At 75.5% G+C, this 23,102-nt stretch carries 15 protein-coding genes; 8 read left to right on the top strand and 7 right to left on the bottom strand.

The window, feature by feature from the left end; all coding sequences use genetic code 11:
• Positions 1-86 precede the first annotated feature (86 nt).
• The 5 genes from zwf (at position 87) to WMF20_RS25535 (ending at position 5,475) form a co-directional block, all read left to right on the top strand.
• On the top strand, positions 87-1,664 hold the full coding sequence (gene zwf, locus WMF20_RS25555) for a glucose-6-phosphate dehydrogenase (protein WP_437604569.1): 1,578 nt from the start codon (positions 87-89) through the stop codon (positions 1,662-1,664).
• Positions 1,661-2,737: a glucose-6-phosphate dehydrogenase assembly protein OpcA gene (locus WMF20_RS25550; protein ID WP_437604568.1), complete on the top strand. Its 1,077-nt coding sequence runs from the start codon at positions 1,661-1,663 to the stop codon at positions 2,735-2,737. The genes zwf and WMF20_RS25550 overlap by 4 nt, the downstream gene beginning before the upstream one ends.
• A gap of 29 nt (positions 2,738-2,766) precedes the next feature.
• Positions 2,767-3,489, top strand: a complete 723-nt coding sequence (pgl, locus tag WMF20_RS25545; RefSeq protein ID WP_437604567.1) for a 6-phosphogluconolactonase — start codon at positions 2,767-2,769, stop codon at positions 3,487-3,489.
• Positions 3,490-3,646: 157 nt separating this feature from the next.
• Positions 3,647-4,321 (top strand): cobalamin B12-binding domain-containing protein, encoded by a 675-nt coding sequence (locus WMF20_RS25540; RefSeq protein WP_437604566.1) that lies wholly within the window; start codon positions 3,647-3,649, stop codon positions 4,319-4,321.
• The gene (locus WMF20_RS25535) at positions 4,312-5,475 is read left to right on the top strand and encodes a sensor histidine kinase (protein ID WP_437604564.1); all 1,164 of its coding nucleotides are present in this window, start codon (positions 4,312-4,314) and stop codon (positions 5,473-5,475) included. Before WMF20_RS25540 ends, WMF20_RS25535 begins: the two co-directional genes overlap by 10 nt.
• 33 nt (positions 5,476-5,508) lie before the next feature.
• Here WMF20_RS25535 and WMF20_RS25530 read toward each other — a convergent pair whose 3' ends face one another.
• Positions 5,509-6,618: a glucokinase gene (locus tag WMF20_RS25530; protein WP_437604563.1), complete on the bottom strand. Its 1,110-nt coding sequence runs from the start codon at positions 6,616-6,618 to the stop codon at positions 5,509-5,511.
• A 141-nt stretch (positions 6,619-6,759) separates the two neighbouring features.
• Here WMF20_RS25530 and WMF20_RS25525 point away from each other — a divergent pair, with 141 nt between their 5' ends.
• Genes WMF20_RS25525 through WMF20_RS25515 form a run of 3 tightly spaced genes read left to right on the top strand, consistent with a single transcriptional unit; the run spans position 6,760 to position 11,680 of the window.
• Positions 6,760-8,883: a mechanosensitive ion channel family protein gene (locus tag WMF20_RS25525; RefSeq protein WP_437604561.1), complete on the top strand. Its 2,124-nt coding sequence runs from the start codon at positions 6,760-6,762 to the stop codon at positions 8,881-8,883.
• Positions 8,880-10,184 (top strand): cation:proton antiporter, encoded by a 1,305-nt coding sequence (locus WMF20_RS25520; RefSeq protein WP_437604560.1) that lies wholly within the window; start codon positions 8,880-8,882, stop codon positions 10,182-10,184. Before WMF20_RS25525 ends, WMF20_RS25520 begins: the two co-directional genes overlap by 4 nt.
• A gap of 11 nt (positions 10,185-10,195) precedes the next feature.
• Positions 10,196-11,680 (top strand): cation:proton antiporter, encoded by a 1,485-nt coding sequence (locus WMF20_RS25515; protein WP_437604559.1) that lies wholly within the window; start codon positions 10,196-10,198, stop codon positions 11,678-11,680.
• Between the two features lie 12 nt (positions 11,681-11,692).
• On the opposite strand, the gene WMF20_RS25510 is transcribed toward WMF20_RS25515, so the two are convergent.
• From WMF20_RS25510 to WMF20_RS25485, 6 genes are all read right to left on the bottom strand, one after another.
• Positions 11,693-12,352, bottom strand: a complete 660-nt coding sequence (locus tag WMF20_RS25510) for a hypothetical protein (RefSeq protein WP_437604558.1) — start codon at positions 12,350-12,352, stop codon at positions 11,693-11,695.
• Positions 12,353-12,783: 431 nt separating this feature from the next.
• Positions 12,784-14,124, bottom strand: coding sequence for an endolytic transglycosylase MltG (gene mltG, locus WMF20_RS25505; RefSeq protein ID WP_437604557.1), 1,341 nt, complete (start codon positions 14,122-14,124; stop codon positions 12,784-12,786).
• A gap of 116 nt (positions 14,125-14,240) precedes the next feature.
• On the bottom strand, positions 14,241-15,797 hold the full coding sequence (locus WMF20_RS25500; RefSeq protein ID WP_437604555.1) for a vWA domain-containing protein: 1,557 nt from the start codon (positions 15,795-15,797) through the stop codon (positions 14,241-14,243).
• 77 nt (positions 15,798-15,874) lie between these two features.
• Positions 15,875-18,349, bottom strand: coding sequence for an NAD(P)-binding domain-containing protein (locus tag WMF20_RS25495; protein ID WP_437604554.1), 2,475 nt, complete (start codon positions 18,347-18,349; stop codon positions 15,875-15,877).
• A complete protein-coding gene (locus WMF20_RS25490) occupies positions 18,333-20,036 on the bottom strand; it encodes a DUF4215 domain-containing protein (RefSeq protein ID WP_437604552.1) in 1,704 nt (567 codons plus the stop codon). Before WMF20_RS25490 ends, WMF20_RS25495 begins: the two co-directional genes overlap by 17 nt.
• Positions 20,033-22,936: a vWA domain-containing protein gene (locus tag WMF20_RS25485; protein ID WP_437604551.1), complete on the bottom strand. Its 2,904-nt coding sequence runs from the start codon at positions 22,934-22,936 to the stop codon at positions 20,033-20,035. Before WMF20_RS25485 ends, WMF20_RS25490 begins: the two co-directional genes overlap by 4 nt.
• Between the last annotated feature and the right edge of the window lie 166 nt (positions 22,937-23,102).

Here is a 23,102-nt window from a genome sequence, read left to right as displayed (position 1 = left end):
CCTTCCGCCGGCGCGATCGGAGCTACCCTACGCCGCGGAGGCGCGCGGGCATCGTGCCCGTCGTCGCCGATCGGAGCTCATCCATCATGACCCAAGCCGAGAAGAACCCGCTTCGCGAAGGAATGCCCGAGGAGCGAACCGCCTCGCCGGCAGCGCTCGTGATCTTTGGCGCCTCGGGCGACCTGACCCGTCGCAAGCTGTTGCCCGCGGTCTACAACCTGGCGCTCAGCCGCCTGCTGACCGGCGGCTTCGCCGTTGTCGGCGTGGCGCGGCGCCCGAAGCCGGACTTCGCCGAGGAGATGCGCGAGGCGGTCGGGAAGTACTCGCGGCGCCCGCTCGAGGAGGCGTCCTGGAGCGAGCTCGAGAAGGGCATCAGCTACGTCCAGGGGTCGTTCGACGAGCCCGAGACGTACACCCGGCTCGCCGCGGAGCTCGAGCGGCTCGACGCCGAGCGCGGCACCCGCAAAAACCGCGTCTTCTACCTGGCCGTCGCGCCCGACCAGTTCGCGCCCATCGTGCGCGGCCTGCGCGCGGCGAACCTCGTCGCGCCGCCGTCGCACGAGAAGGACGCGCCGTTCCAGCACGTCGTCGTCGAGAAGCCGTTCGGCGAGGACCTGGCGAGCGCCCGCGCCCTCAACCGCGACCTGCTCGCCCACCTGGCCGAGTCGCAGATCTACCGGATCGACCACTACCTCGGGAAGGAGACGGTCCAGAACCTCCTCGTCCTCCGGTTCGGCAACACGATCTTCGAGCCGCTCTGGTCGCGCCAGCACGTCGACCACGTGCAGATCACCGTGGCCGAGGAGATCGGCGTCGAGGGCCGCGGCAAGTTCTACGAGAAGGTCGGCATCACCCGGGACATCGTGCAGAACCACGCGCTCCAGCTGCTCACGCTCGTCGCGATGGAGCCGCCGTCGTCGTGGGACGCCGACGCGGTGCGCGACGAGAAGGTGAAGGTGCTGCGGACGCTCCGGCCGATCGAGGGGCCGGACGTGCTGGCGTCGACCGTGCGCGGCCAGTACGCGGCCGGCATCGTGCGCGGCGAGAAGGTGCCCGGCTACACCGAGGAGCCCGACGTGGCGAAGGACTCGATGACCGAGACCTACGTCGCGATGAAGCTTCACCTCGACAGCTGGCGCTGGGGCGGCGTGCCGTTCTACCTGCGGGCCGGCAAGCGGCTGGCGAAGCGGGTGGCCGAGGTGGTGCTGCACTTCAAGCCGCTGCCGCACGGCCTGTTCAAGGGCGCCCCCGGCGCCACCGAGGAGCCGAACGCGCTCGTCATGCGCCTCCAGCCCGACGAGGGCATCTCGCTCCGGTTCGCGGCGAAGATCCCGGGCAGCGGCATCGCGATCCGCGGCGTGACCATGGATTTCCGCTACGGCGCCGCGTTCGGATCGAGCACGCCCGAGGCGTACGAGCGGCTCCTGCTCGACGCGCTGCGCGGCGACGCCACGCTGTTCACGCGCGCCGACGAGGTCGAGGCGCAGTGGGGCTTCGTCGATCCGATCTTCGAGGGGTGGCGGACGCAAAACGCGCCGATCGCGCGCTACGCCGCGGGCACGTGGGGCCCGCAGGAGGCTGACGCCCTGGTCCAGCCGTCCGAAGGCGCCCGCGGGGCGTGCGGCGAGCAGCGGCCGTCGGAGCGGGCCTGGAGGCGGCCGTGAGCGCCGGGCGCATCGCCGAGGTGATCAAGCGGGTCGAGTCGGAGCTCGCCGAGTTCTGGTCGTCGCCCGACGAGTCGCGGCCGGAGCCGGCCCCGAAGACGCGCGCGTCGACGATGAACTTCGTCGCGGTGGGCAGCCGCGCCGAGGTCGAGCGCCTGAAGGAGCAGACCGAGGAGCTCGCCGAGACGCACGCGGGCCGGACGCTGCTCATCACGCTCGACGACCGGCTCGATCCGCTGAGCGTCCAGGCCGACTGGTCGGCCACGTGCCGCCGCGCCGGGGAGGTGCCGATCTGCTACGACCGCGTGGAGCTCACGTTCGGGGTGGCCGCCGCCGAGCGCGTCGCGTCGGTGGTGAGCGCGCTGACGATCTCCGACGTGGCGGTGATCGTCGAGCTCGCGCCGGGCGCGCCGAACGTGCTCGGCGACGCGCTCGCGCCGATCTGCGATCGGCTGGTGTTCGACTCGGCCGAGACGTGCATCGAGCGGATCGCGGAGGTGGCGCGCGGGACGAGGGCGCCGCTCGCGGACCGGGCGTTCGTGCGGACGTTCTCGTTCCGCGAGCTCGTGGCCCGGTTCTTCGACGACATGCCCGAGGCGTGCCGCGCGATCCGGCGGGTGGAGATCGCGCGCAGCGCGGGGCCGAAGCCGGATCCGGCGGCGCTGTTCCTCGGCTGGATGGCGTCGCGGCTCGGCTGGACGTTCGAGTCGCGGGGGCCGGCGCAGCCCGGCGGCGCCGGGGTCGTGGGCCGCGCCCGCGCGGCGGACGGCGCGCCGATCGAGATCGCGCTGGTCGACGGGCCGCCGGCCGGGGAGCAGGCGCAGCGCCGGATCGACGGCGTGCGCCTCTTCACGACGCTGCGCGGCGAGCCGCTCGCGCTCGGGTGCGTGCGGCTCGACAAGGCGCCCGCGACGGCGCGGTGGACGATGGAGGGGGCGCGGTCGGCCGACCACCTGCACCCGCTCGGCCACCGGGACGAGACGTGGGTGCTGACGAAGACGATCGACTCGCTGGAGGGCGATCGGCTGCTGCGCGAGGCGGTGCTCGCCGCCGCGGCGTGGAGCGCCCTCTGACGAGGCCGAGAGGAGGGAGGAGGACCGAGATGAACGGTGGTGAAGAGACGCTCGTCGCGGCGGACGCGGCGGAGCTCGCGCTCCTCGGGGCGGAGCTCATGGCGCGCGCGATCGCGGAGGCGATCGAGGCGCGCGGCGTCGCGCGCATCGCGCTGTCGGGCGGGGGCACGCCGTCTCCGGCGTACCAGCGGCTCGCGGCGCTGTCGCTCCCGTGGGCGCAGACCGAGTGGTTCTGGGTGGACGAGCGCGCGGTCGCGCCCGACCACCCCCGCTCGAACTACGGCGCCGCGCGCCGGGATCTCGCGGCGGCGCGCATCCCGGAGGACCGCTTCTTCCGCATGGAGGGGGAGGCGGCCGATCTCGCCGGGGCCGCGGCGCGCTACGAGGCGCTCCTGCGCGCGCGCTTCGGGGTCGCGTCGGCGGTGGCGTTCGACCTGATGACGCTGGGGATCGGCGACGACGCGCACACGGCGTCGCTCTTCCCCGGCACGGGGGCGGTGGCCATCGAGGATCGCCTCGTCGCCGCGATCCCGGCGCAGCCGGACAAGGGGCTGGAGGCGCGGCTCACGCTGACGCCCCCGGTGCTCCGGGAGGCGCGGATCAAGCTCTTGCTCGCGCGCGGCGCGAGCAAGCGCGCGGTCGTGGAGCAGGCGAAGCGGCCGGGGCCGGCCGACGAGGTGCCGGCGCGCGTCGCGCGCGGCGGGGCCGGACGGCTCGTCTGGCTGCTCGACGCGGCGGCGCGGCCCGCGTAGCGCGCGCGCGGCCGCGTCCCCTCGCGCGCCACGCGCCGCGCGCCAGCGGCTGCGCGCCAGCTCGCGTCGAGCCGCTGGCGCGCGGCCGCGGCGATTCCGCGCGGCGCGAGGCTTGACGCCATGGCTCCTTGCGCCAGAAGCCACGACACGCGCGCAGATGCCGTCGGGCGAGGGAGGAGCTGCAAGCCGAGAGCCGCGGATCGCCGAGGGCGACGACGCCGAGGCGCGCCTGTTCACGGCCGCGATCCTGACGGGCAACTACGTCGCCGCGCGGAGCGTGCTGCACGCCGCGATCGGCGACGGGCTCGGCTACATCTACGAGCGCGTCGTCGTGCCCGCCATGGAGGAGGTCGGGCGCCGCTGGTACGAGAACCGGATCAGCGTCGCGGACGAGCACCTCGCCACGGCGGTCGCGCAGACCGCCGTCGCCTCCATCTACCCGCTGATCCGGTGGCCGGCGGGGGGCCCGCTGGCGGTGGTCGGCTACGTCGAGCCCGAGCTCCACGGGTTCGGCGCGCGCATGGTCGCCGATCTCCTCGCCCTCGACGGCTGGCAGACGACGTTCACGAGCGGGGGGATCTCGCTCGCGCGCGGGCTCGACGAGCTCAGGCGGAGCGAGGTGAAGCTCTTCGCCGTATCGGTCACCCTCGGCGAGCACCTGCCGGCGGCCCGCGCGCTCATCCAGCGCGTGCGCGAGGACGTGCCCGGCGTGAAGATCCTCGCGGGCGGCCGCGCCGTCGCGGCGCTGCCCGACGCGATCCAGCTGCTCGGGGCCGATGAGGTCGCGGCGTCGGCCTCGCGGGCGGTGGAGGTCGCGAGGGCATGGCGGTGACGCAGCCGGACGCCGCGGCGCTCCTCGGCGCCCTCCTCGCGAGCGAGGACGACCTCCTGCTCGTGGTGCAGCGCGGCGAGATCACCCACGCCAGCGCGGCGGCCGAGCGGCTGCTCGGCGGCGCCGCCGCGCCGGGCAGGGACGTCGCTTCGCTGTTCCACGAGGAGAGCCGCGAGAAGCTCTCGGCCGCGCTGGCCCACGAGGCGCCCGCCACGTGGGAGCTCCAGGTGTGCCGCGAGGGGGAGGGGCAGGCGCCGGTGAATTTCCTCGTGGTCCCGGCCGCGGGCGGATCGCGCATCCTGCTCGGGCGGGCTCCCGCGCGGGACGAGGCGGTCCGGATCAAGGAGGCCGCCATCACGCTGACGACCGCGCTCGCGGACATCGCCCGCGAGCTCGCGACAAAGGGCGCCGAGCTCGAGGCGGCGCGCGCCGGGCTCGAGGAGCTCGGGCGGCACCGCGACGAGCTCCTGTCGATCGTGTCGCACGACCTGAAGGCCCCGCTGCACGCCATCCGGCTCCAGGGGTCGCTCATCGAGCACGCCGAGAGCCCTCCGACGGCGGCGCAGCGCGCGACGATCGCGGGGCGGCTGCTCCGCAACGTCGACAGGATGACGTCGCTCATCTCGGACATCCTCGACGCCGCGCTCGCCGACGCGGGGGAGCTGCGGATGGAGCCGCAGCGGTTCTCGCTGGGCGACGTGGTCGCCGAGGTGGTCGACACGGTGGCCCCCATCGCGGCCGAGGCGCGGGTGCAGCTCCGCCGCGAGGCCGCCGGCGCCGCGCTCGTGGACGGCGACGCCCGGCGGCTCTACCAGGTCGTCCTGAACCTCGTGGAGAACGCGATCCGGCACTCGCCGCGGGGGGCCGAGGTCCTCATCGCGCTCGAGGCGCAGGGCGCGCGCGCGCGCTGCTCGGTCGAGGACGCGGGGCCCGGCATCGCGCCCGAGGAGCGCGCCGCGGTGTTCGAGCGCTTCCAGCGGCGGGGCGGGCGCGCGGGCCGGGCCGGCCTCGGCCTGTACATCGCGCGGCGGATCGTCGCGCTGCACGGGGGCTCGATCTGGGTCGAGGCCGGGGCGCGCGGCGGCGCGCGCTTCGTCTTCGAGATCCCGGCGCCCGGGGGCGCGGGCGGGGCGGAGGACGCGGGCGCGCGCTGAGGCGGCGTCGCGCGCGCGGGGCGCGCGCCTCGCTCAGGACCTGCGGGACGGCGCGCGGCGCCGGGGCGCGCCGTCGTCGTCGTCGCCGCGCGCGGTGAGCTCCCTCGCGAGGGCGAGCGCGCCGCGGACGCCGACGAGGGGATCGGTGACCACGGCGACGGGCACCCCCTCGAGGAGGGGCGTGAGGCGGCCCTTCTTCAGGAAGGACTTCATGAACAGCTCGCGCCGGGCGGTGACGAGGTTCCTCGCGATGTTGCCGAGGACGAAGACCCCGCCGAGCGCGAGCTCGCGCAGGGCGAGGTTGCCCGCCTCGGCGCCGTAGATCTCGACGAACAGGTCGACCGCGCGCGCGGCGGGCCGGAACGCGCGCGCGAGCCCGAGCTCGGCGATCGCCGCGTTGCGGTCGCCCTCGGAGAGGCGGCGCTCGATCGCGCGGGGCACGCGGGCGGCGCGGGCGGCGAAGAAATCGAAGAGGGCGCCGAGCCCGTCGCCCGAGAGGACCCGCTCGTAGCTCACGTGATCCGGGTGGCGCTCGGCGAGGAACTGCCACAGCTCGACCTCGACGGCGGAGCGCGGGGCGAAGTCGGCGTGGCCCCCTTCGGTCGGGAGCGTCAGGTGCCGGGCGCCGTCCCAGATGAGCCGGGCTTCGCCGAGGCCGGTGCCGGCGGCGATGACGGCCAGGTTGCTCTCCTTCGGCCGCGGCCGGCGCTCGGTGAGCGGCGCGATCGCGGCGCGGGGGATGTGCAGGCAGCCCCGGGCGCCGACCACGAGGTCGTTCGCGAGCAGGACGCGCGCGATCTTGAGCCGGCGCGACAGCTCGCGCTCGGCGAGGCGCCAGGGCAGGTTCGTGATGGTGGCGACGTGGTCCTTGATGGGGCCGGCGACGCCGAGCACGGCGACCGCGGGGTGGGGCGCGTCGCTGCGGACGAGGAACGGGAGGGCGATCTCCTCGAAGCTCGCGTGCTCGCGGCTGCGGAAGACCGCCTCGGAGAGCGGCCTGTCGCCGGAGGCGTCGTAGAGCGCGAGCCGGGTGTTCGTGCCTCCGATGTCGCCGACGAGCAGCGACGGGGCCACGGATTTCTTGGTCCTTGCCACGCGGGCGCCCTGCCAGCGCCCCGCGGCGGCGGCAAGGCGATCCGTCATCGGGCGGGCGCCGGCGGGGCGATCGTCGGAGCGGCCCGCGGCCTCGACCGCCGCGCTGGCGTGGGCGCCCGTGGTTCCCGCGAGCGGCCTCGTCGCTATCCTGCCTTGACCGGCGCACCGCCTCCGGTCGAAAGTGCCGGCGTGCAGCGGCTGTTCCCCGCGCTTCTGGCCGCGCTCGCCGGCCTCGTCTCCCTCGCCGGCCCAGCGTTCGCCGACGCGGCGCAGGGCGCGCTCGCGCAGCCTGCGCCCGCGCCGCTCGCGCAGCCTGCGCCCTCGCCGCAGCAGCGGGCGCCCGCGCCGCCTTCTCAGCACGCGCCCGCGCCGCCGCCGCCCGCACCGATGCCCTCCGCCTCGGGGGCCGCGCCGCGATCTGCGCGGGCCACGGCGGCGCCCGCTCAGGCGACCTCCGCGCCGTCGGCGCAGCACGCGCCCGCGCCGGGCTCCGCCCCGCCGGCCGTGTCGGCGCCGGCCGCGTCGGCGTCGGCCGCGTCGGCGCCGGCCGCTCAGTCCGCCTCCGCGCCGCCGGCGCAGCCCGCGCCCGTGCAGGCCGCCTCGGCGCCGCTCGCCGCCGCGCCGGCGCCGTCCGCCGATCCGCCGGCCGCGGCCGATCCGCCGCCCGAGCAGGCCGCCGCGACGCCGCCGGCGCCGCCCGCGGCCCAGCCGCCGCCCGTGCAGCCGCCGATCGTGCACGTCGCGCCGTCGCCCGCGCCGGCCCGGTCGGCGGCCGCGCAGGTCGTGCTGGCGCCCGCGCCGCCGCAGCCGACCGCCGAGCAGGCCGAGCCGCGCGCGCCCGACCCCCCGCCGCCCCCGACGGTCGAGCAGCCCGAGGCGCGCGTCGAGCTGCTTGGCCGCACGGTGTTCGCCATCCGCGTGCACCGCGGCAGCCTCTCCCCCCCGGAGCGCGCCCGCGAGGCGGCGAAGGTCCTGGAGCGCGCCGCCCAGGAGAAGCAGGTCCCCGAGGTCCGCGTCGACGAGCAGGCGGGCGTGGCGGTGATCTACGTCGGCGAGAGCCCGCTCATCCACATCGGGCCCGAGGACGCCGTCGCGGCGGGCACCACCACCGTCTCGGTCCACGCCGCCGCGATCGCCGCCACGGTGCGCGACGTCCTCGCCAAGGAGCACAGCCGGAGCCGCCTCGCCACGAGCGTGTTCTCCTTCTCGCTGCTCGTCTTCTCGGGGCTGATCGCGCTGCTCCTGCTCCGCAAGGTCGGCGAGCTCGTCGAGCGGGCGCGCGCCTGGGTCGCCGAGCACCCGGAGCGGCTCCCCGCGCTGCACGTCCGCGGCATCGAGATGCTCCGGCCCGCCGCGTCCCAGGGCGCGCTCTCCGTCGCGCTCGGCGCCGCCGGCATCCTCGTCCGGGTGGGCATCGCCTACATCTGGATCCTCTTCGCGCTCTCCCTGTTCGAGTCCACGCGCAACTACAGCCAGAAGCTCACCGGCTTCGTGCTCGCGCCGATGTCGGAGCTCATGGGGCGCATCGCGCGGAGCGTCCCCGTGCTCGTGCTCGCGATCCTCGCGACGCTCGCGGTCATCGTCGTCATCCGCTTCGTGGGGCTGTTCTTCGGGAGCGTCAGCCGGGGCGAGACGTCGCTCGGGTGGCTCCCCTCGGATCTCGCGGTCGCGACCGGGGTCCTCGTCCGCTTCGGCATCCTCGTGGCCGCGCTGCTGCTCGCGGCGCCGCTCATCACCGGCACCGACGAGGGGGCGCTCACGCGGATCGGCTTCGTGGTGCTCGCGTCGGCCGGGCTCGCCGGCACGCCGCTCATCGCCTCGGCGGGCGTCGGCCTCTCGGTCATCTACGGGCGGCGCCTGCGCGTCGGCGACGTCGCCGACGTGGGCGGCCGGTCCGGGCGGGTCCGCGAGCTGACGCTGATCGAGGCGCGCCTCGAGGACGAGGACGGGTGCGTCGTGCGCGTGCCCCACCTGCTCAGCCTGTTCCACCCGACGCGCGTCCGCGGCCGCCCCCCGCTCGTGTCCCTCGAGATCAGCGTCGACCCCTCCGCGGATCTCGACCGGGTGCGGGAGCTGCTCCTGAAGACCGGATCGAGCCTCGGCAGCCGCGCCCGCGCAGCGCTCGTCGCGATCGACGAGGGCGGCGCGCACTTCCGGGCCACGATGGCGTGCGACGGCGACGACGTGCGCAGCCGCTGGCTCACCGCCGTGGCGCAGGCGCTCGTCGCCGCCGGCATCCCGCTCGGGCGCGCGCCGGCGCCCTCCGGCGGCGCGCCGCGCCGCGCGCCGCCGGATCGGGGCGCGGCCTCGTGAACGCCGTCTGGCTCCTGATGGGGCTGCTCGTGCTGTCGTACCTCGGCAGCTCGCTCGTCGGCGGCCGCGTGCTGCGGGGCATCGGCCTCCCCTCGGGCGCCGAGTACGTGGTGCTCGGCTTCGTGCTCGGGCCCTCGGCGCTCGGGCTGCTCGAGCCCTCGTCGCTCGCCGCGTTCGAGCCCGTGGCGGGCGTCGCGCTCGGCTGGCTCGCGCTCGTGGTCGGCCTCGATTTCGGCTTCGTGGGCAACCGCCGCGTCCGGCCGTCGCGCATGGCGCTCTGCGTGCTGATGAGCCTGCTCACCGGCTCGGCGGTGGCCGCCGCGGTGTGGTTCGCGGCGGCGCGCGGCGCGCCGTCGCTGGAGCGCGGCGACCGGGTGCTGCTCGCGGCGGGCGTGGGCGCCGTCTCGGCCGAGACGACGCGGCACGCCGTGCTCTGGGTCACGCAGCGCTACAGCGCGAGCGGCAAGCTCTCGGACCTCATCGCCGACATCGCCGACTGCGACGACCTCGGGCCGCTGCTCATGATGGGCGGCGCCTTCGCGCTCGTCCCGCAGGCGACGGGCCACTGGCCGCTCTCGTTCTGGGGGTGGACGATCGTCACGGCGCTCATCGGCGTGGTGCTCGGGCTCATCGCGGTCGTGCTCCTCGGCAGCGATTTCCGCCTGATCCAGAGCTGGGGCGTGCTGCTCGGCACGTCGCTGCTCACGATGGGCACGAGCGCGCGGGTCGGCCTGTCGCCGCTCTTCGCGACGTTCGCGCTGGGCGTGACCATCGCCGCGCTCTCCCGGCACCGCGAGGAGATCGTCGCGATGGTCGCGCCGACCGAGCGGCCGGTCATCCTGCCGGCGCTCCTGCTCGCGGGCGCGCACGTGAACCCGAAGGCGGCGCCGTTCCTGCCCTGGATCGTGGCGATCGCGCTCGCGGCGCGGGTCCTCGGCAAGCTCGCGACCGGCCTCGTCTTCCGGGTCGCCTCGCCGGACGCGCGCGAGACATCGCCCTGGCTCGGCCTCGGGCTGCTCTCGTCGGGCGCCGTCGCCATCAGCGTCGGGCTCGCCTTCGCGCTGCGCTTCCCGGGCCCGGTCGGGCACACCGTCCTCGTCGCCGCGGCGGCGGCGGCCGTGTTCGGCGAGCTCGTCGGGCCGCAGGCGCTGCGCGCCACGCTCCGCAAGGCCGGCGAGCTGGCCGCGCCCGAGCGGGAGTCGCTCTTCTTCGGCCGCGGGCTGGCCCGCGCCGCGCGCGACGCCGCGCCGGGCGACGGCGATGTCCCGCCGCCGCCGGTGGCCGAGCGGGGCGAGGGGTAGGAGGTGTCCCCGTGAGCGCTGCAGCACTCCCTGACATCGCGCCCGACGCGCCCGCCGGCGCGGCCGCGCCCGCCGGCCCGCCTGGGCCCGCGGCCGCCCCCGAGCCGCACGGCCCGCCCCCTTCCGGCCATCACGGGTCGGCCCCCAAGGGCCCGCTGAACCACCTCACGCACGCGGTCGCGCTGGTGATCCTGTTCGGCGTGCTCTACGCGACGACGCGCGCGGTCCCGAACGACAACGGCCCGGCGGGCACCATCGCCTCGATCGGCTTCCTCCTGCTCGCGGGCACGCTCGCGAGCGAGCTCGTCGAGCCGCTCCGCTTGCCGCACCTCTCGGGCTACATCCTCGCGGGCATCGTCGCGGGGCCGCACGTCCTCAAGCTCGTCGATCACCACGCCGTCGAGGAGATCTCGCGGGTCAACGCGCTCGCGCTGGCGCTCATCGCGCTCGCCGGCGGGGCCGAGCTCCGGCTCGAGATGGTCAAGAAGAGCCTGAGGAGCCTCCTCTTGCACAACCTCGTGCAGACGGTCCTCGTGTTCGTGGCGATGACCGGCGTCTTCTACGCCGCGCGCTCGCTCGTCCCGTTCGCGGCCGACCTCCCGATCGCCGCGGCGTTCGGCGTGGCGGTCCTCTGGGGCGTCATCGCGGTCACCCGCAGCCCCTCGGCCGTGCTCGGCATCCTCTCGCAGACGCGCGCGACGGGGCCGGTGGCGATGAACACGCTCGCGTTCGTGATGACGTCGGACATCATCGTCATCGTCGTGACGGCGGTCGCGCTCTCCACGGTGCGGCCGCTGATCGAGCCGGGCACGACGATGTCGATGCACGAGATCGAGCTGCTCGGCCGCGAGATCCTCGGGAGCATCTCGATCGGCACGACGCTCGGGCTCGCGCTGGCGGCCTACATGCGGCTCATCGGCCGGCAGCTCATCCTCGTGTTCGTGGCGCTCGGCTTCGGGGCCACGGAGGTGCTGCGTTACCTCCGCTTCGACGCGCTGCTCGTGTTCGTGGTCGCCGGGTTCGTCGTCGCGAACCTGTCGAAGCAGGGCGAGAAGCTGGTGCACGCGGTCGAGGACGCCGCGAGCGTGGTGTTCGTGCTGTTCTTCGCGACGGCGGGCGCGCACCTCGATCTGCCGCTGCTCAAGACGATGTGGCCGGTCGCGCTGCTCTTCGGCGCGTCGCGCGCCTTCGTGACCTGGGTGGCGAGCCGCATCGGCAACCGGCTCGCGGACGACCCGCCGGTGCTGCGCAAGTGGGCGTGGTGCGGGCTGATCTCGCAGGCCGGGCTCACGCTGGGCATCAGCCTGACGATCGAGCGCGCGTTCCCGAGCCTGGGCGCCGGCTTCCGCGCGCTCGTCATCGGGTGCGTGGCGCTGAACGAGGTGTTCGGCCCGATCCTCTTCAAGTACGCGCTCGACCGCGCCGGCGAGACGGCCGTGGAGGCGTCGCGCGGGTCGCTGCCGAAGTCGCTGCCGGACCTCGGGCGCCCTGGGTGAGCTCGGGCGTGCTCACGGGGTGAACCGGAGCGAGTAGCTCACCACGGTGGGGCCTCGCCTCGGCTTGAGGAAGTCGATCCGCTCGAAGACGCCGACCACGCATTTCGTGAACGCCGCGCCCTTGAGCGCCGTGCGCGGCTTGCGCACCTCGGCCTTGCCGCCGTCCTTCTCGATGCGCAGGTCGATCCCGAAGTCGCCGCCCTTGGTCGGGTCCTCCGCGAGCGCGAAGCAGCGGCGGAAGTCGTCGAAGTGGGGCGCGACCGAGCGTTTGATCGGCTCCTTCGTGAAGTCGTCGTGAGGGCCGCCGCCGATGTGCATGCCGATGTTCGCGACCTTCACCTTCGGGAGCGGCCCGGCGTCGGCCGGGGCCGAGGCGGGGGCCGCCGGGTCGGCCGCGGCGCTGGCGGCGGGGGCGGCGGAGGCTGCGGCGCTGGCGGCGGGGGCGGCGGGCGCGGAGGCCGCGGGAGCGGGGGTGGCGGCGCTCGCGGAGGCGGAGGCGATCGCGGGTGGATCGGTCGGCGGCGGCGCGGCGCTCGCCGGCGCGGTCGCGAGCGCCTCCGCCTGCGGCGCGGCGTGGCGCTCGGCCGGGGGCGTGGCGCCGGACGAGCAGCCTGCTGCGGCGAGGGCGAGGGGAGCGGAGAGCGCGAGGAAGAGCGGGGCGGGGCGGGGCATGATGGCGCGCGAATCTACTGCGGCACGCGCTGCTTCAGGAAGCGGACGGCGCGCGGACGATCGGAGCGCCGCCGGAGCGATGGGGCGGGCGGGTGGAGGCGCCGTTCGTGTGCTGGGGGGCTTCCGGACCGCGCGCGAGCGGTCCCGTCGCTGGCGCGGAGGCTTCCGGCGCGGTCCGGAAGGCTTCGCGCGCGGTCCGGAAGCTTCGCGCGCGGGGCGGAGGGTCGAATTTCCCGGGAAATTCGTCTCACGGCGCGCGCCGGACGGCCCCGGGGACGCCGCGGACGCCGCTAAGTACGCGAAACCTCGTGCTCCGGAGCGCGCGCGAAGGTCTCGGGAGCGCGCGCGAAGCTTCCGGAGCGCGCGGGAAGGTCTCGGGCGCGCGCGGGAAGCCTTTGTGGCGGCACCGGCGGTCCCAACTGTGTGAAAAATTACTCGACGTCGGTCTCGCCGGACGCTTCGCCCGGCTCTGCCGGCTTGGGCGGCGCGGCGGTGAGCCTGGGCGACGCCGTCGCCTCCCGCCGCTTTCTCACCGCGTCGTTGTGGTCGTCCAGGCTCTCGCTGAACCGGTGGCGCCCCCCGCCCGCCGCCACGAAGTACAGGTACTTCGTCGCCGCCGGCGCGAGCACGGCCGCGATCGACGGCCCCCCAGGGTTGGCGATCGGCCCCGGCGGCAGCCCCGGGTGCGCGTAGGTGCTGTAGCGGTTCCTCGGATCCCGCACCACCGCGGGCGTGGGCTTGCCGCCCCACTCGGCGCACGACGGCGCCTCCTGGGGCCAGGCGACGCAGCCGTAGAGCGCCGTCGCGTCGGACTGGAGCCGCCGCGAGCGGAACGTCGGGTCGAGGAGCCGGTTCAGGAACACGCTCGCGATGAGCGGCCGCTCCTCCGCGACGACCGCCTCCTTCTCGACGATGGACGCGAGCGTCAGCACCTCGCGACGACCCCAGCCGAGCGTCGCCTGCAGCGCGGCGAGCCCGTCCTTGCTCTCGGCCGTGAGCGCGGTCCAGCGCCGGTCGGCCTCGGCGACGAGGCGCTTCGCCACGTCGCGCGCGTCCGTGTCGAGCGGGAACTCGTACGTCGCCGGGAAGAGGTACCCCTCCGCGCTCTCCGCCCCCACGGCGCCGCCGCGCTCGATGCCGAGCGCGTCCAGGAACGCGCCGTCCGCGGTCGCGGCGAGGAACGTCTTCCTGCCGGCGACGCGCAGCTTCTCCAGCCGGGCCGCGACGTCGAAGCGGTTCCACCCCTCGGGGATCGTCACCTTCGCCGTGGGGCGCCCCTCCGCGCGCGTGAGCAGCTGCCGCAGCTCCCGCGGCGTCGCGCCCTCGAAGAGCAGGTGCGGGCCCGGCACGAACCCCTCGGTGCCGCCCGTCGCGCGCAGGTAGAGCGCCATCGCGCGCTCGCTCTCCACGAGCCCCTCGGCCGCGAGGAGCGAGGCCGCCTCGCCCGCGTCGAGCCCCTCCGGCCAGTTGATCTCCACGACGCGCCCCCGGTCCGGGACCCTCGTGCGCCCGAAGCCGATCACCAGCGCGAGGAGCGCCGCGCCCGCCGCCGCGAGCGCGCCCGCGAGCCCGAGGAGCAGCGCCCGCCCGCGCCTCGGCCAGGGCCGCGCCGGGCGCCGCGACGCCGGCGTGCGCTGCCCCGCGCCGCGGCCCCGCCGCGCGGGGGGCGTCTTCCGGGTCGGCGACGGGGGCTCCCGCGGGGGCGAGCCCTGCGCGCCGTCGCCACCGGTCCGCCGGTTCCCCGGACGGCTCGCCCTAGGTCGAACGCCCACCGCCCGGAGTCAAAACCCGAAAGCCCGACCCGTGTCAACGTCCCGGCCGCGGCGCGCGGCTCGCCGCCGCGGGAGCGCGCGCCGCCGCACGAGCGCGCGCCGCCCCGGACCGCGCGTCAGCGGGCGAGATCGAAGGCGTCCGCCTCGTTGCGGCGGACGGCGGCCTTGCCCTCGCGGGACTGCGCCGGGGCCGGCCGCGCCGCCGCCGGGGCCTGCGCGAAGCCGCCCGGCTTCGCGGGGGCGGCCGGCGGCGGCGGCGTCGCGAACGACGGCGGCGCGCCGAAGCTCGTGTCGGCCCGCTCCAGCGCCGCGATCTGGCTCTCGAAGTCGGACGCCACGTCCTTCGCGCGGCCCGCCGGCGCGGCGCGCTTCGCCTTGTCGGCCGCGCTCCGCAGCGACCGCTGCTGCGCGTCGAGCTTGCTGCGCGCCTCGTCGAGCCGCCCCTGCTCGAACAGGAAGTTGGCCTGCTTCAGCGTCGCCGCCGTCTCGCTGCGCTGCACGCGCCCCGCGACGAGCGCGTCGAGCTCGCTCGCGTCGGCGTCGCGGTCCGCGATCGCGACGCCGAGCTTGCCCTCGCACCGGGCGTCGGTCTTCGCGACGAGATCCCGGTACGTGAGGCCGACGTCGGCGATCGGCGACGCGCCGCGTGCATCGCCGCCGAGGCCGCCGAGGCGCACCTTGAGCAGCACCGTCTTCACCTCGCCCGCCGCGAACGCGCCGAGCGGCACGATCACCTGGTCGCCGGCGCGCCGGAACGAGCGATCGAAGACCCGATCGAGCGTGACGCCGGGCGCGAGCGCGATCGCGAGCTCCGCGCCGTTCGCCACGGAGGCGGTGAGCTGCTCCGCCTCCGCCTCGAAGATGCGCGCGAGCGCGGCGTCGTTCTCGACGAAGTAGTGCCGGCCGTTCGAGTCGAGCGCGATCGCCGACAGGATCTTCTCGTTGTAGTCGACGTCGACCCCGATGGTCGTGATGCTCACGCCGCGATCGCGCGCCCGCTGCGCGATCGCGCGGAAGCCGGGGAGATCGCGCACGCCGTGGTTGGCGTCGCCGTCGCTGAGGACGAGCATCCGGCTCACCCCGCCGCCGGCCTGGGCGAGCAGCGACAGGCCCTCCTCGATGCCGCACGAGATGCAGGTGTCGCCGCCGAGCGAGATGCCGCGGACGCCCGCGAGGATGCGGCCGCGCGTGTCCGGCCCGACGGTCGTGGGCGGCACGACCACGGTCGTCCTCGTGTCGAAGGTGACGACCGACACCACGTCGCCGTCGTTCATGCGGCCGACGGCGGTCGTCGCCGCCTGGACGGCGTTGGCGAGGCGGGTGCCCTTCATCGAGCCGGAGCGATCGATGACCAGCGAGAGGTTCGCCTGCGCCTGCGCCCTGGCGGGCGCGTCGTCGCTGCGGACCTCGAACATCAGGAACGTCTCCCGCGCCGAGCGGGGGAGGCGGGCGTGGCCGACGCGCCCCTCCAGCATCAGCCTGGATCCGGTGGCGAAGCGGCTCGGATCGACCGCGGCCACGGCGCCGCCCGTCACCTCCGGGACGACGGGGGGCGGCTCGGCGGTCACCTCGGCGGCCTCCACGGCGGCGCCCGAGGGGACGAGCGAGTAGACCGAGAGGCTCGTGAACATCATGCCGAGGGCGGAGAACAGGGCGACGTGGGTCGGCTTCATGGCTCCTCCAGAGAACGGCCTGCGCCCCTCGATCTTACGTCGAGCTTACGTCGGGCATCCGTTGGCATCCGCCGAGCTCACGGCGGAGGGCCCGCAGGCGTGGTCCCTTCGACGTCGCCGGGCGCCGAACGATCTGACGGCTCCACGGTCGGCCGGACACCGGCGGCGCGGAGGGCGCTCCAGGGCGGGATGCTCCCGATCAGGACGAGCACGGCGTCGCACGGGTGCGCCTCGGCCCCGGACGGCGACGCGAGGGTCGCCACGAGCGCGCCGCGCGGATCCGCGGCCAGCGCGGCGACGTCGGTCTCGAACCGGAGCGAGAGGCGGGACGCGGCATGAAGCCGGCGTATCTCCTCGATATTTCGCGTCTTTCCGCGCCGGAACCCGCCGCCGCGGTAGACGACGGCGACCTCGGTGGCCGGCTGGCGGGACAGCGCGATGGCGGCCTCCATGGCCACGTCGCCGAGCCCGACGATCAGCACCCGCTGGCCCGCGAGGCTCCGCGCGTCGGCGAGGTGGTAGTACACCCGGCCCTCCACCTCGGCGGACAGCTCGAACGGAAGCCGGCGGGGCGAGCCGCGCTGGCCGAGGGCGAGCAGCACGCGCCGCGCCCGGCGCTCGGTGCGCGGCCCGCCGTCGCGCGGCTCGGTGACGACGGCGAAGCCGGCCGGGGCCTCGGCGGCTGCGCCCGCGCCGTCGCCGAGCCGCGCCACCGACACCATCCGCGTCTCCTGCACGATGGGGAGCCGCTCCTTCCGCACGATGCGGAGCCAGTGGGCGAGGAGCTCCTCCTTGGTCGACTCCTTCAGCCACAGCTTCCCGGTCACGGGCAGGTCGAGCGGCTGATCGAAGACAAGCTTGCCGCGCGGGAAGCTCTGGATGCTCTGCGCCACGCTGCCTTGCTCGATCACCTCGAACGAGAGGCCGAGCTCCTTGGCGCGCAGCGCGGCGCTGATCCCGGCGGGCCCCGCGCCGACGATGATCAGATCGAGCCCCGGGCCGCGGTCGCCGGCCTTCCGCAGGTCCTCGGCGATGCGCGACGCCGCGAACGCGCCCTGGTGGATGGCGTTCTTGATGAGGGGGAGCCCGGTGACGTCGCCGGCGAGGTACAGCCCCGGCACGTCGGGGCTCCCGAGGTCGTCGCCGAGGCGCGGGCGGCCCTCGATCGGCGCGCCGCCCTCGATGGTGAGCGACCCGTTGGGGCAGCGCTGCTCGCACAGGGTGAGGCCGCAGCACGCCTCGGGGCGGGCCACGACCGCGACGTACCGCTCGACCGCGAGCACGTCGTACGGGCAAGCGTCGACGCACGCGTAGCAGCCGAGGCAGGTGGTCGTGTCGATCCGGGGCAGGCGCACGCGCGCCGCGGGGCGCAGCATCGCCTCGGCCGCCTCGGCGTCGCGCGAAGGCCGCCGCGAGCGCCGCGCGCGCAGCGCATGGCCGCCGCGGGCGCCCGCGAGCGCGAGGCCGGCGGCGGCGAGGCCGGCGCCCATCCAGAGCAGCGCGCGCCCGTGCGGCAGCGCGCCCCCGGGGGCGGCGCCGGCCGCGCCCGTCACGACCGGCATGGCCGCGGCGGCGTCGCGCGCGGCCTCCCACGCGAGGGCGCGGTCCTCGGTGTGCTGGCCGCGGCACACGCCGCCTCCTCCGCTGCGGCCGGCGCGGCCGGTCGCGGCGTCGTCGGGCAGGGCAGGGCGGTGCTCGTCGAAGCAGGCGATCGGCCGGGCGTCGCCGAGCGGCGCCTGCGCCGCGACGAGGCAGCGCGCGATCGGGTCGCGCGGCGCGCCGAGGTCGTGGCACGACGCGCAGCTCCCGGCGGTGACGATCGCGACCGTGGCCGGCTGGCTCGGGCGGAAGGCCGCCCTCGGGAGCTCCACCTCGGCGCCCGGCGCGAAGCGCACCGGCGGCCCCGCGGGGTCGAACACGACGCCCTGGTCTCCGCGGTGGATGGGGTGGCACGTGGCGCAGCTCATCGCGCCGCTCGCGAGCAGCTGCGCGTGGCTCGCGCGGGTGGACCCGTGGTCGCCGTGGCACCCGGCGCAGGCCCGGTCCAGGCGCGCGCCCGCCGCGGACCCGCGCGGCGCGGCTTCTGCGGCTCCCCGCGGCGCGGCTTTCGCAGCACCCCGCGGCGCAGCTTCCGCAGCACCCCGCGGGCCCGCGGTCGCCTCCTCGGCGTGGCACGACGCGCACGCGAGCTGCGCGCGCGCGTGGGGCAGCGAGAGCGGCCCCGGCGCCGCGTGCCCCCCGGGCGGCGGGAAGAGCAGCGCCGCCGCGCCGGTCGCGACGGCGCCCGCCAGCGCGGCCGGCAGCACGCCCCGGAAGCGGGTGACGTCGGACGTCGACTCGGCGCGGCGCGCGGCGCGGCCGCGCACGATCTCGCGCGGCTGGGCGGCGCGCTGGCGCGGATCGGACAGGTCGGCGCGGTACAGCGTCTTCGATGGGTCGGGCGGCGGTGCAGGCTCCCGGGTGGCGCCGCCGGACGGAGCCTCCCCCTCGGCGCCGGCGGACGGGGCCGCGGTCCGGTTCCCTCCGCCGGCCGGGCTAGAGGATCGTGACATTCAGTCGATAGAAGAAGGTCGCGTCGGGGACGAGGTCCGAGGCCCTGACCCGCACGCGATAGGTGCCCGCGGCCAGGTCGGTGGCCGACGCGGAGGAGCAGTAGCCGACCCCCGAGTCGTCGTCCGAGGCGAGCACGTCGGCCCCGTCGCCGCCGAGGATCTCGACGTAGCTGTCGAGCCGGTTCGTCGCGCAGGCCTCGGTGCCGTTGTCGCTGACGGTCGCGATCAAGGTCGAGCGCGGCCCGGGCACGTTCACGGCGACAACGTCGACGTCGCCTGCCGGCGAGATCTCCGCGAGCCACGGCGCGGCGTGGGCGTTGGCCTGCGCCGGCGCGTCGTTCGGCTCCGTCTCGTGGAGCTCGAAGCGGCAGGCGGCGCTGCACCCGTCGCCGGGCGCCGTGTTGCCGTCGTCGCACTGCTCGCCGGCGGTGGTGTCCCCGTCCCCGCAGACCTCGGGGACGAGCGTCACGAGGAGCCCGTACGGAGCCCGCTGCTCGGGGCCGACGCGCGCCGTGACGCGGACGTAGTAGTCGCCCGCCGGGAGCGCCGGCGCGACGGCGCGGGCGCACAGGCCGATCCCCCCGGAGTCGCGCCGCACGATCAGCGCGCCGCTCTCGTCCAGGATCTCGACGATGGTGTCGAGCCGGCCCTCGAGGCAGTCGGAGCTCGTGATGTCGCCGGTCTCCACGACGAGCGCCGTGGGCCCGGTCGGCACGGTGACGCGCACGACGTCCTTGTCCTCGGGCGGATCGATGATGGCGAAGAACGGCTCCTCGTAGGGGTTGGCCGTGGCGATGGCGTTGTTCGGCTCGACCTCGGTCGCCTCGATCCGGCACTCGTCGCTGCACCCGTCGCCCGGCTCGTCGTTGCCGTCGTCGCACTCCTCGGCCGGATCCTGGATGCGGTCGCCGCAGGCGGTCACGCGGCTCCTCACGCCGAGCGCGAACGCGCCCGCCAGGTCCGCGCTCGCGCTCGTGACGATCACGTGGAACGCGTCGCCCTCGCGGACGGGGACGGTGAGCCGGTTGTCGATGCCCGCGCCGGCGCTGGCGCCGCCGCACGCGAGCTCCGTCCCGGCGTCGTCGCAATCGCCGCGCAGCACGGCGACGAGCGCGGCGTCGGTCTCCGGGGTCAGCACCACGTCGAGGAACCCGGTGGTGGTCGCGGTGAACGTGTAGGCGACGCCCGGGGCCCCCGCCGCGCACCCGCCCTCGACCGCCGCGTGGCCGCTCGTATCGCCGGTGACGAGCGCGGGATCCGAGAGCGCCACCGGGGCGGCGCACAGGTCCGCGCACGCCGCCTCGCACTCCGGATCGCCGCAGTCGGCGCTGCCGTCGCCGTCGTTGTCGCGGCCGTCCTGGCACGCCTCCACGCCCGTGCAGCCCGACGTGTCGGCGGTGCACTCGGGGCTGCACTGCAGCACGCCGCCGTCGAAGCCGAGGCTCTCGCACGTGGCGCCCCCGAGATCGGCCCCGTCGCACGCCTCGTCCAGCTCGGCGACGCCGTCGCCGCAGGCGCCGCCGCCCGCGCCGCCGCGGCCGCCGTCGCCGCCGCCGCCCGCACCGCCGGCGGCCCCGGCGCCGCCGGAGGGAGACTGAGGCCTCGGCCGGTTGTCGTCGTCTGCGCCGCACGCCGCGGCGACGGCCGCGGCGGAGAGCAGGGCGATCGCCGCAATGCGGCGGCTCATTCGGAATCCGGACATGAATACGTGATCTCCCAGTCCTGCACCTGAACACCGCCGCCGCCCGTGCTCGTCGGATTGAGCCTCATCTGGATCTCGAGGTACTCGGTCCGGGCGTCCGGCAGCTCTTGCAGCACGTCGAAGAGGTCGATCGCGCACGGCGGCGTCGAGTCCTCATCGCAGATCCGGGTGTCGGTGGGCACCGCGTGGGCGGTGGCGGCGAGCCGCACCGTGGCCCCGTCGAGGTCGTCGGGGTCGTCGGCCGCGCGCACGAAGAACTCGACGCTCGAGTCGCCCGGCGTCGCCGTCCTGTACCGGAGGAACCCCCACTGGGTCTTGGTCCCCGGCGGGCAGACGCCGTGGTAGCGCTCCCAGCTCGTGGTCATGGGCGTGAGCGTCGTGGTCACGCACGGGACGGTCGCGCGGACCTTCCCAGGGGTGTCACGGAGCGCCGTGCACGTCTGTGGGCAGAGCTTGACGCTCGTGTTCGACGCGTCGGCGAAGTACCAGCCCTGGCCGCAGCTGGCGAGGTCGGCCCGGGGCGTGAGCACGGTCTCGGTGCCGGCGCTGTTCACGTGGACGACCGACACCGAGGCGGGATCCGACGCGCCGGCGAGGGGGACCGTCACGTCGCAGGAGAGCGCCTGGCCGCGGATCGAGACGAGCGCGTCGCGGAGGGTCGTCGCCAGCCCCATGCCGGCGGTGAGGTTGAACGCCCGCCCGCCGCCTCGCATGGCGATGAGGTTGATGATCTCCGCGCTCGAGGCGCCGAAGCCGACCGCGTGCACGCGGACGCCGTGGTTCTCGTAGGCATTGCGCGCCAGGTCCGCGATGTGGCTCGGGACGGTGTCGCAGTTCGACGGGATGCCGTCGGTCACGAGCACGACCGCGACCTCCTCCTCGGGGTGGGCGTTTTTGTAGTTGATCGCCCAGGTCGTGGCGCCGTCCAGCGCCGGATACATGGGCGTATCGCCGTTGGTGCCGGGGCCGGGGTCGAGCGCGCTGACGAGCGCGAGCTCCTGCTGATCGAACGGCGCGGGGTCCGCGGTCAGCCTCCGGGCCGTCGTGCCATCGAAGGGAACGATCGGGTTGGAGCACCCGCTGACGGCGTAGCCCGGGCAGTTGCCGGCGGAGTCGTTGCAATTGCCGGGGTTGTCGTGCGGCCAGAACCGGAGCGCGACGCCGAGCCCGGCCGACGCCGGATCCGCGAAGAACGCCATGAGGGCGTTACGCGCCGGGGTCCATCGGTTGGCGCTCGCCCCGCTCGCCGTCATGGAGGCGGACCGATCGAGCGTCACGAACAGGGTGGCCGGCCTGATCATCGAGACGCTGGCCGTGGCGATGCAGCCCGGCGACTCGCACATGGGCAACGGATGATAGATGCTCCCGTTGTTGCCGCACTGGCACTCGGCGATCTGCGCCGGGCCCGGCGGGTTGACGATGAGCTCCATGCCGTCGGCGAGGCCCGTGCAGCCGGCCACGCTGATGCACTCGCCCGGGGCGATCGGCTGCGCGGTCGTGCAGGCGAGGGTGCCGCCGGTCGGGCTGCAGGAGTTCAGGATGCGGCCCGGGGCCGAGGAGGGGAGCTGGCCCGCGCCCGCGGGATAGCGGTGAATCTCGATGCCCGCGGGCGCCGGCATGGTGCCGCGGTTGCAGACCGGGATCGTCGCGCCGCAGGGCACGCCGACCGTGAGGTCCACGCCGCCGCACGCGGGGTTCGTCTGGTTCGGCAGGTAGGACTTGCAGAGGCCCTGTTGCACGCCTGGCTCGGTGCCGCACGCGGCGCCGCACTCCTGCTCGGCCAGGGCGACGCACGTCGCGTCCCACGAGTTGGTCGGCGTGGTGCACGTCTTGGGGGCGCACCGGGTCGCGACGAGGCCCCTGCAGTAGGTGCCCCAGGTCGGCACGCACGCGCCGTCGGTGAGCGTGGTCGGCGTGGGGCAAATCATGCTGGTGGGCCGACTGCACCTGCCGCCGGTCATCAAGGTGCTGCCCGCTCCGATGAGCGTCTCGCAGTCCGACGAGCTCATGGGGTGGATCTCGCAGCAGAGCGGGTTCGACGCGCAGATGGCTTGGATGCACGGGTCGCCGCAGGTCGTGGTCATGTTTGTCGCGGTGCCGGTCTGGCAGGCGTCATGTCCACAGTCGGCCGGTATCGTCGGCTGATAGCAGCAGCTCGGCCGAGCGTCGCAGACCTTCGCGACGCAGCCGCTGCAGGTCGTCAGGAGCGTGCCGCCGGTGTCGCACGGGCTGTGGGCGCACGCGCTCTGCGCGGGGTGCTCGCAGTACTGGTCGAACTGGCAATCCTCGCTGGTCGTGCAGGGCTGGTGCGTGCCCTGCCGCGCCACGGACTCGGGCAGCTCGTTGATGTCCCCGACCGACCACGTGTACGTGATGCCGGTCCCCGAGAGGTCGATGGGCCCCCCGTCCGGCGCCTCCTCGAACGACTGGCACGACGGATCGCACGGGTTTGTCGCGCAGAGACCCCCGTCCGAAGCCTCGGAGTTGGCGAGCGGGCGCGGATACCCGCTCTCGCCGCTCCCGCGGGGCGAAGGCCCGAACGGCGACCTCCGCATCGTCATCGTCCCGTCGCAGCTGCCGTAGCGCCCGTCCTGGCACCGGCGGACGCCGTCCATGCAGGTCAGCACGCCCGCGTTCTCGCCGAGGGTGATGTGACACTCCACCTCTTCGCCATCGACGCACGGGTCGCCCGCCTCCGCCCCCGCGTCGGGCCCGCCCGTCCCGTCCTGCGGCCCCGGAGGGCCGCTGTCGTCTCCGCTGCACGCCCCGGCGATCACCGCCGCCGCCGTGAACAACGTGACGAGCAGCAGCGCTCTCGGCGCCCACGCCTCGGCGGAGCCTGATCGGGAGAGCGCTCGCATCCACTTGGTCGAGGGACCAGCCATCAGCTTCTCTACCTTCTACTGGGGTGGTGTCAGGAAAATTGTACCTGGGCGCTGAAGGCAAAGTCCAGGCCTCTCGCCCGCGCGCCGTCGGCCGCGCGAAACGCGGTCGCCACGCGCGGGCGCGCGCCTCGCCGCGCGGCGGGCGGCGCGCGACGCACAAAGAAAT

Origin of the sequence: Sorangium sp. So ce834 (assembly GCF_051521425.1) — a bacterium.
In the GTDB taxonomy this organism is placed as follows: domain Bacteria; phylum Myxococcota_A; class Polyangia; order Polyangiales; family Polyangiaceae; genus Sorangium; species Sorangium cellulosum_D.
This window is presented reverse-complemented; position numbering and strand designations above follow the sequence as displayed.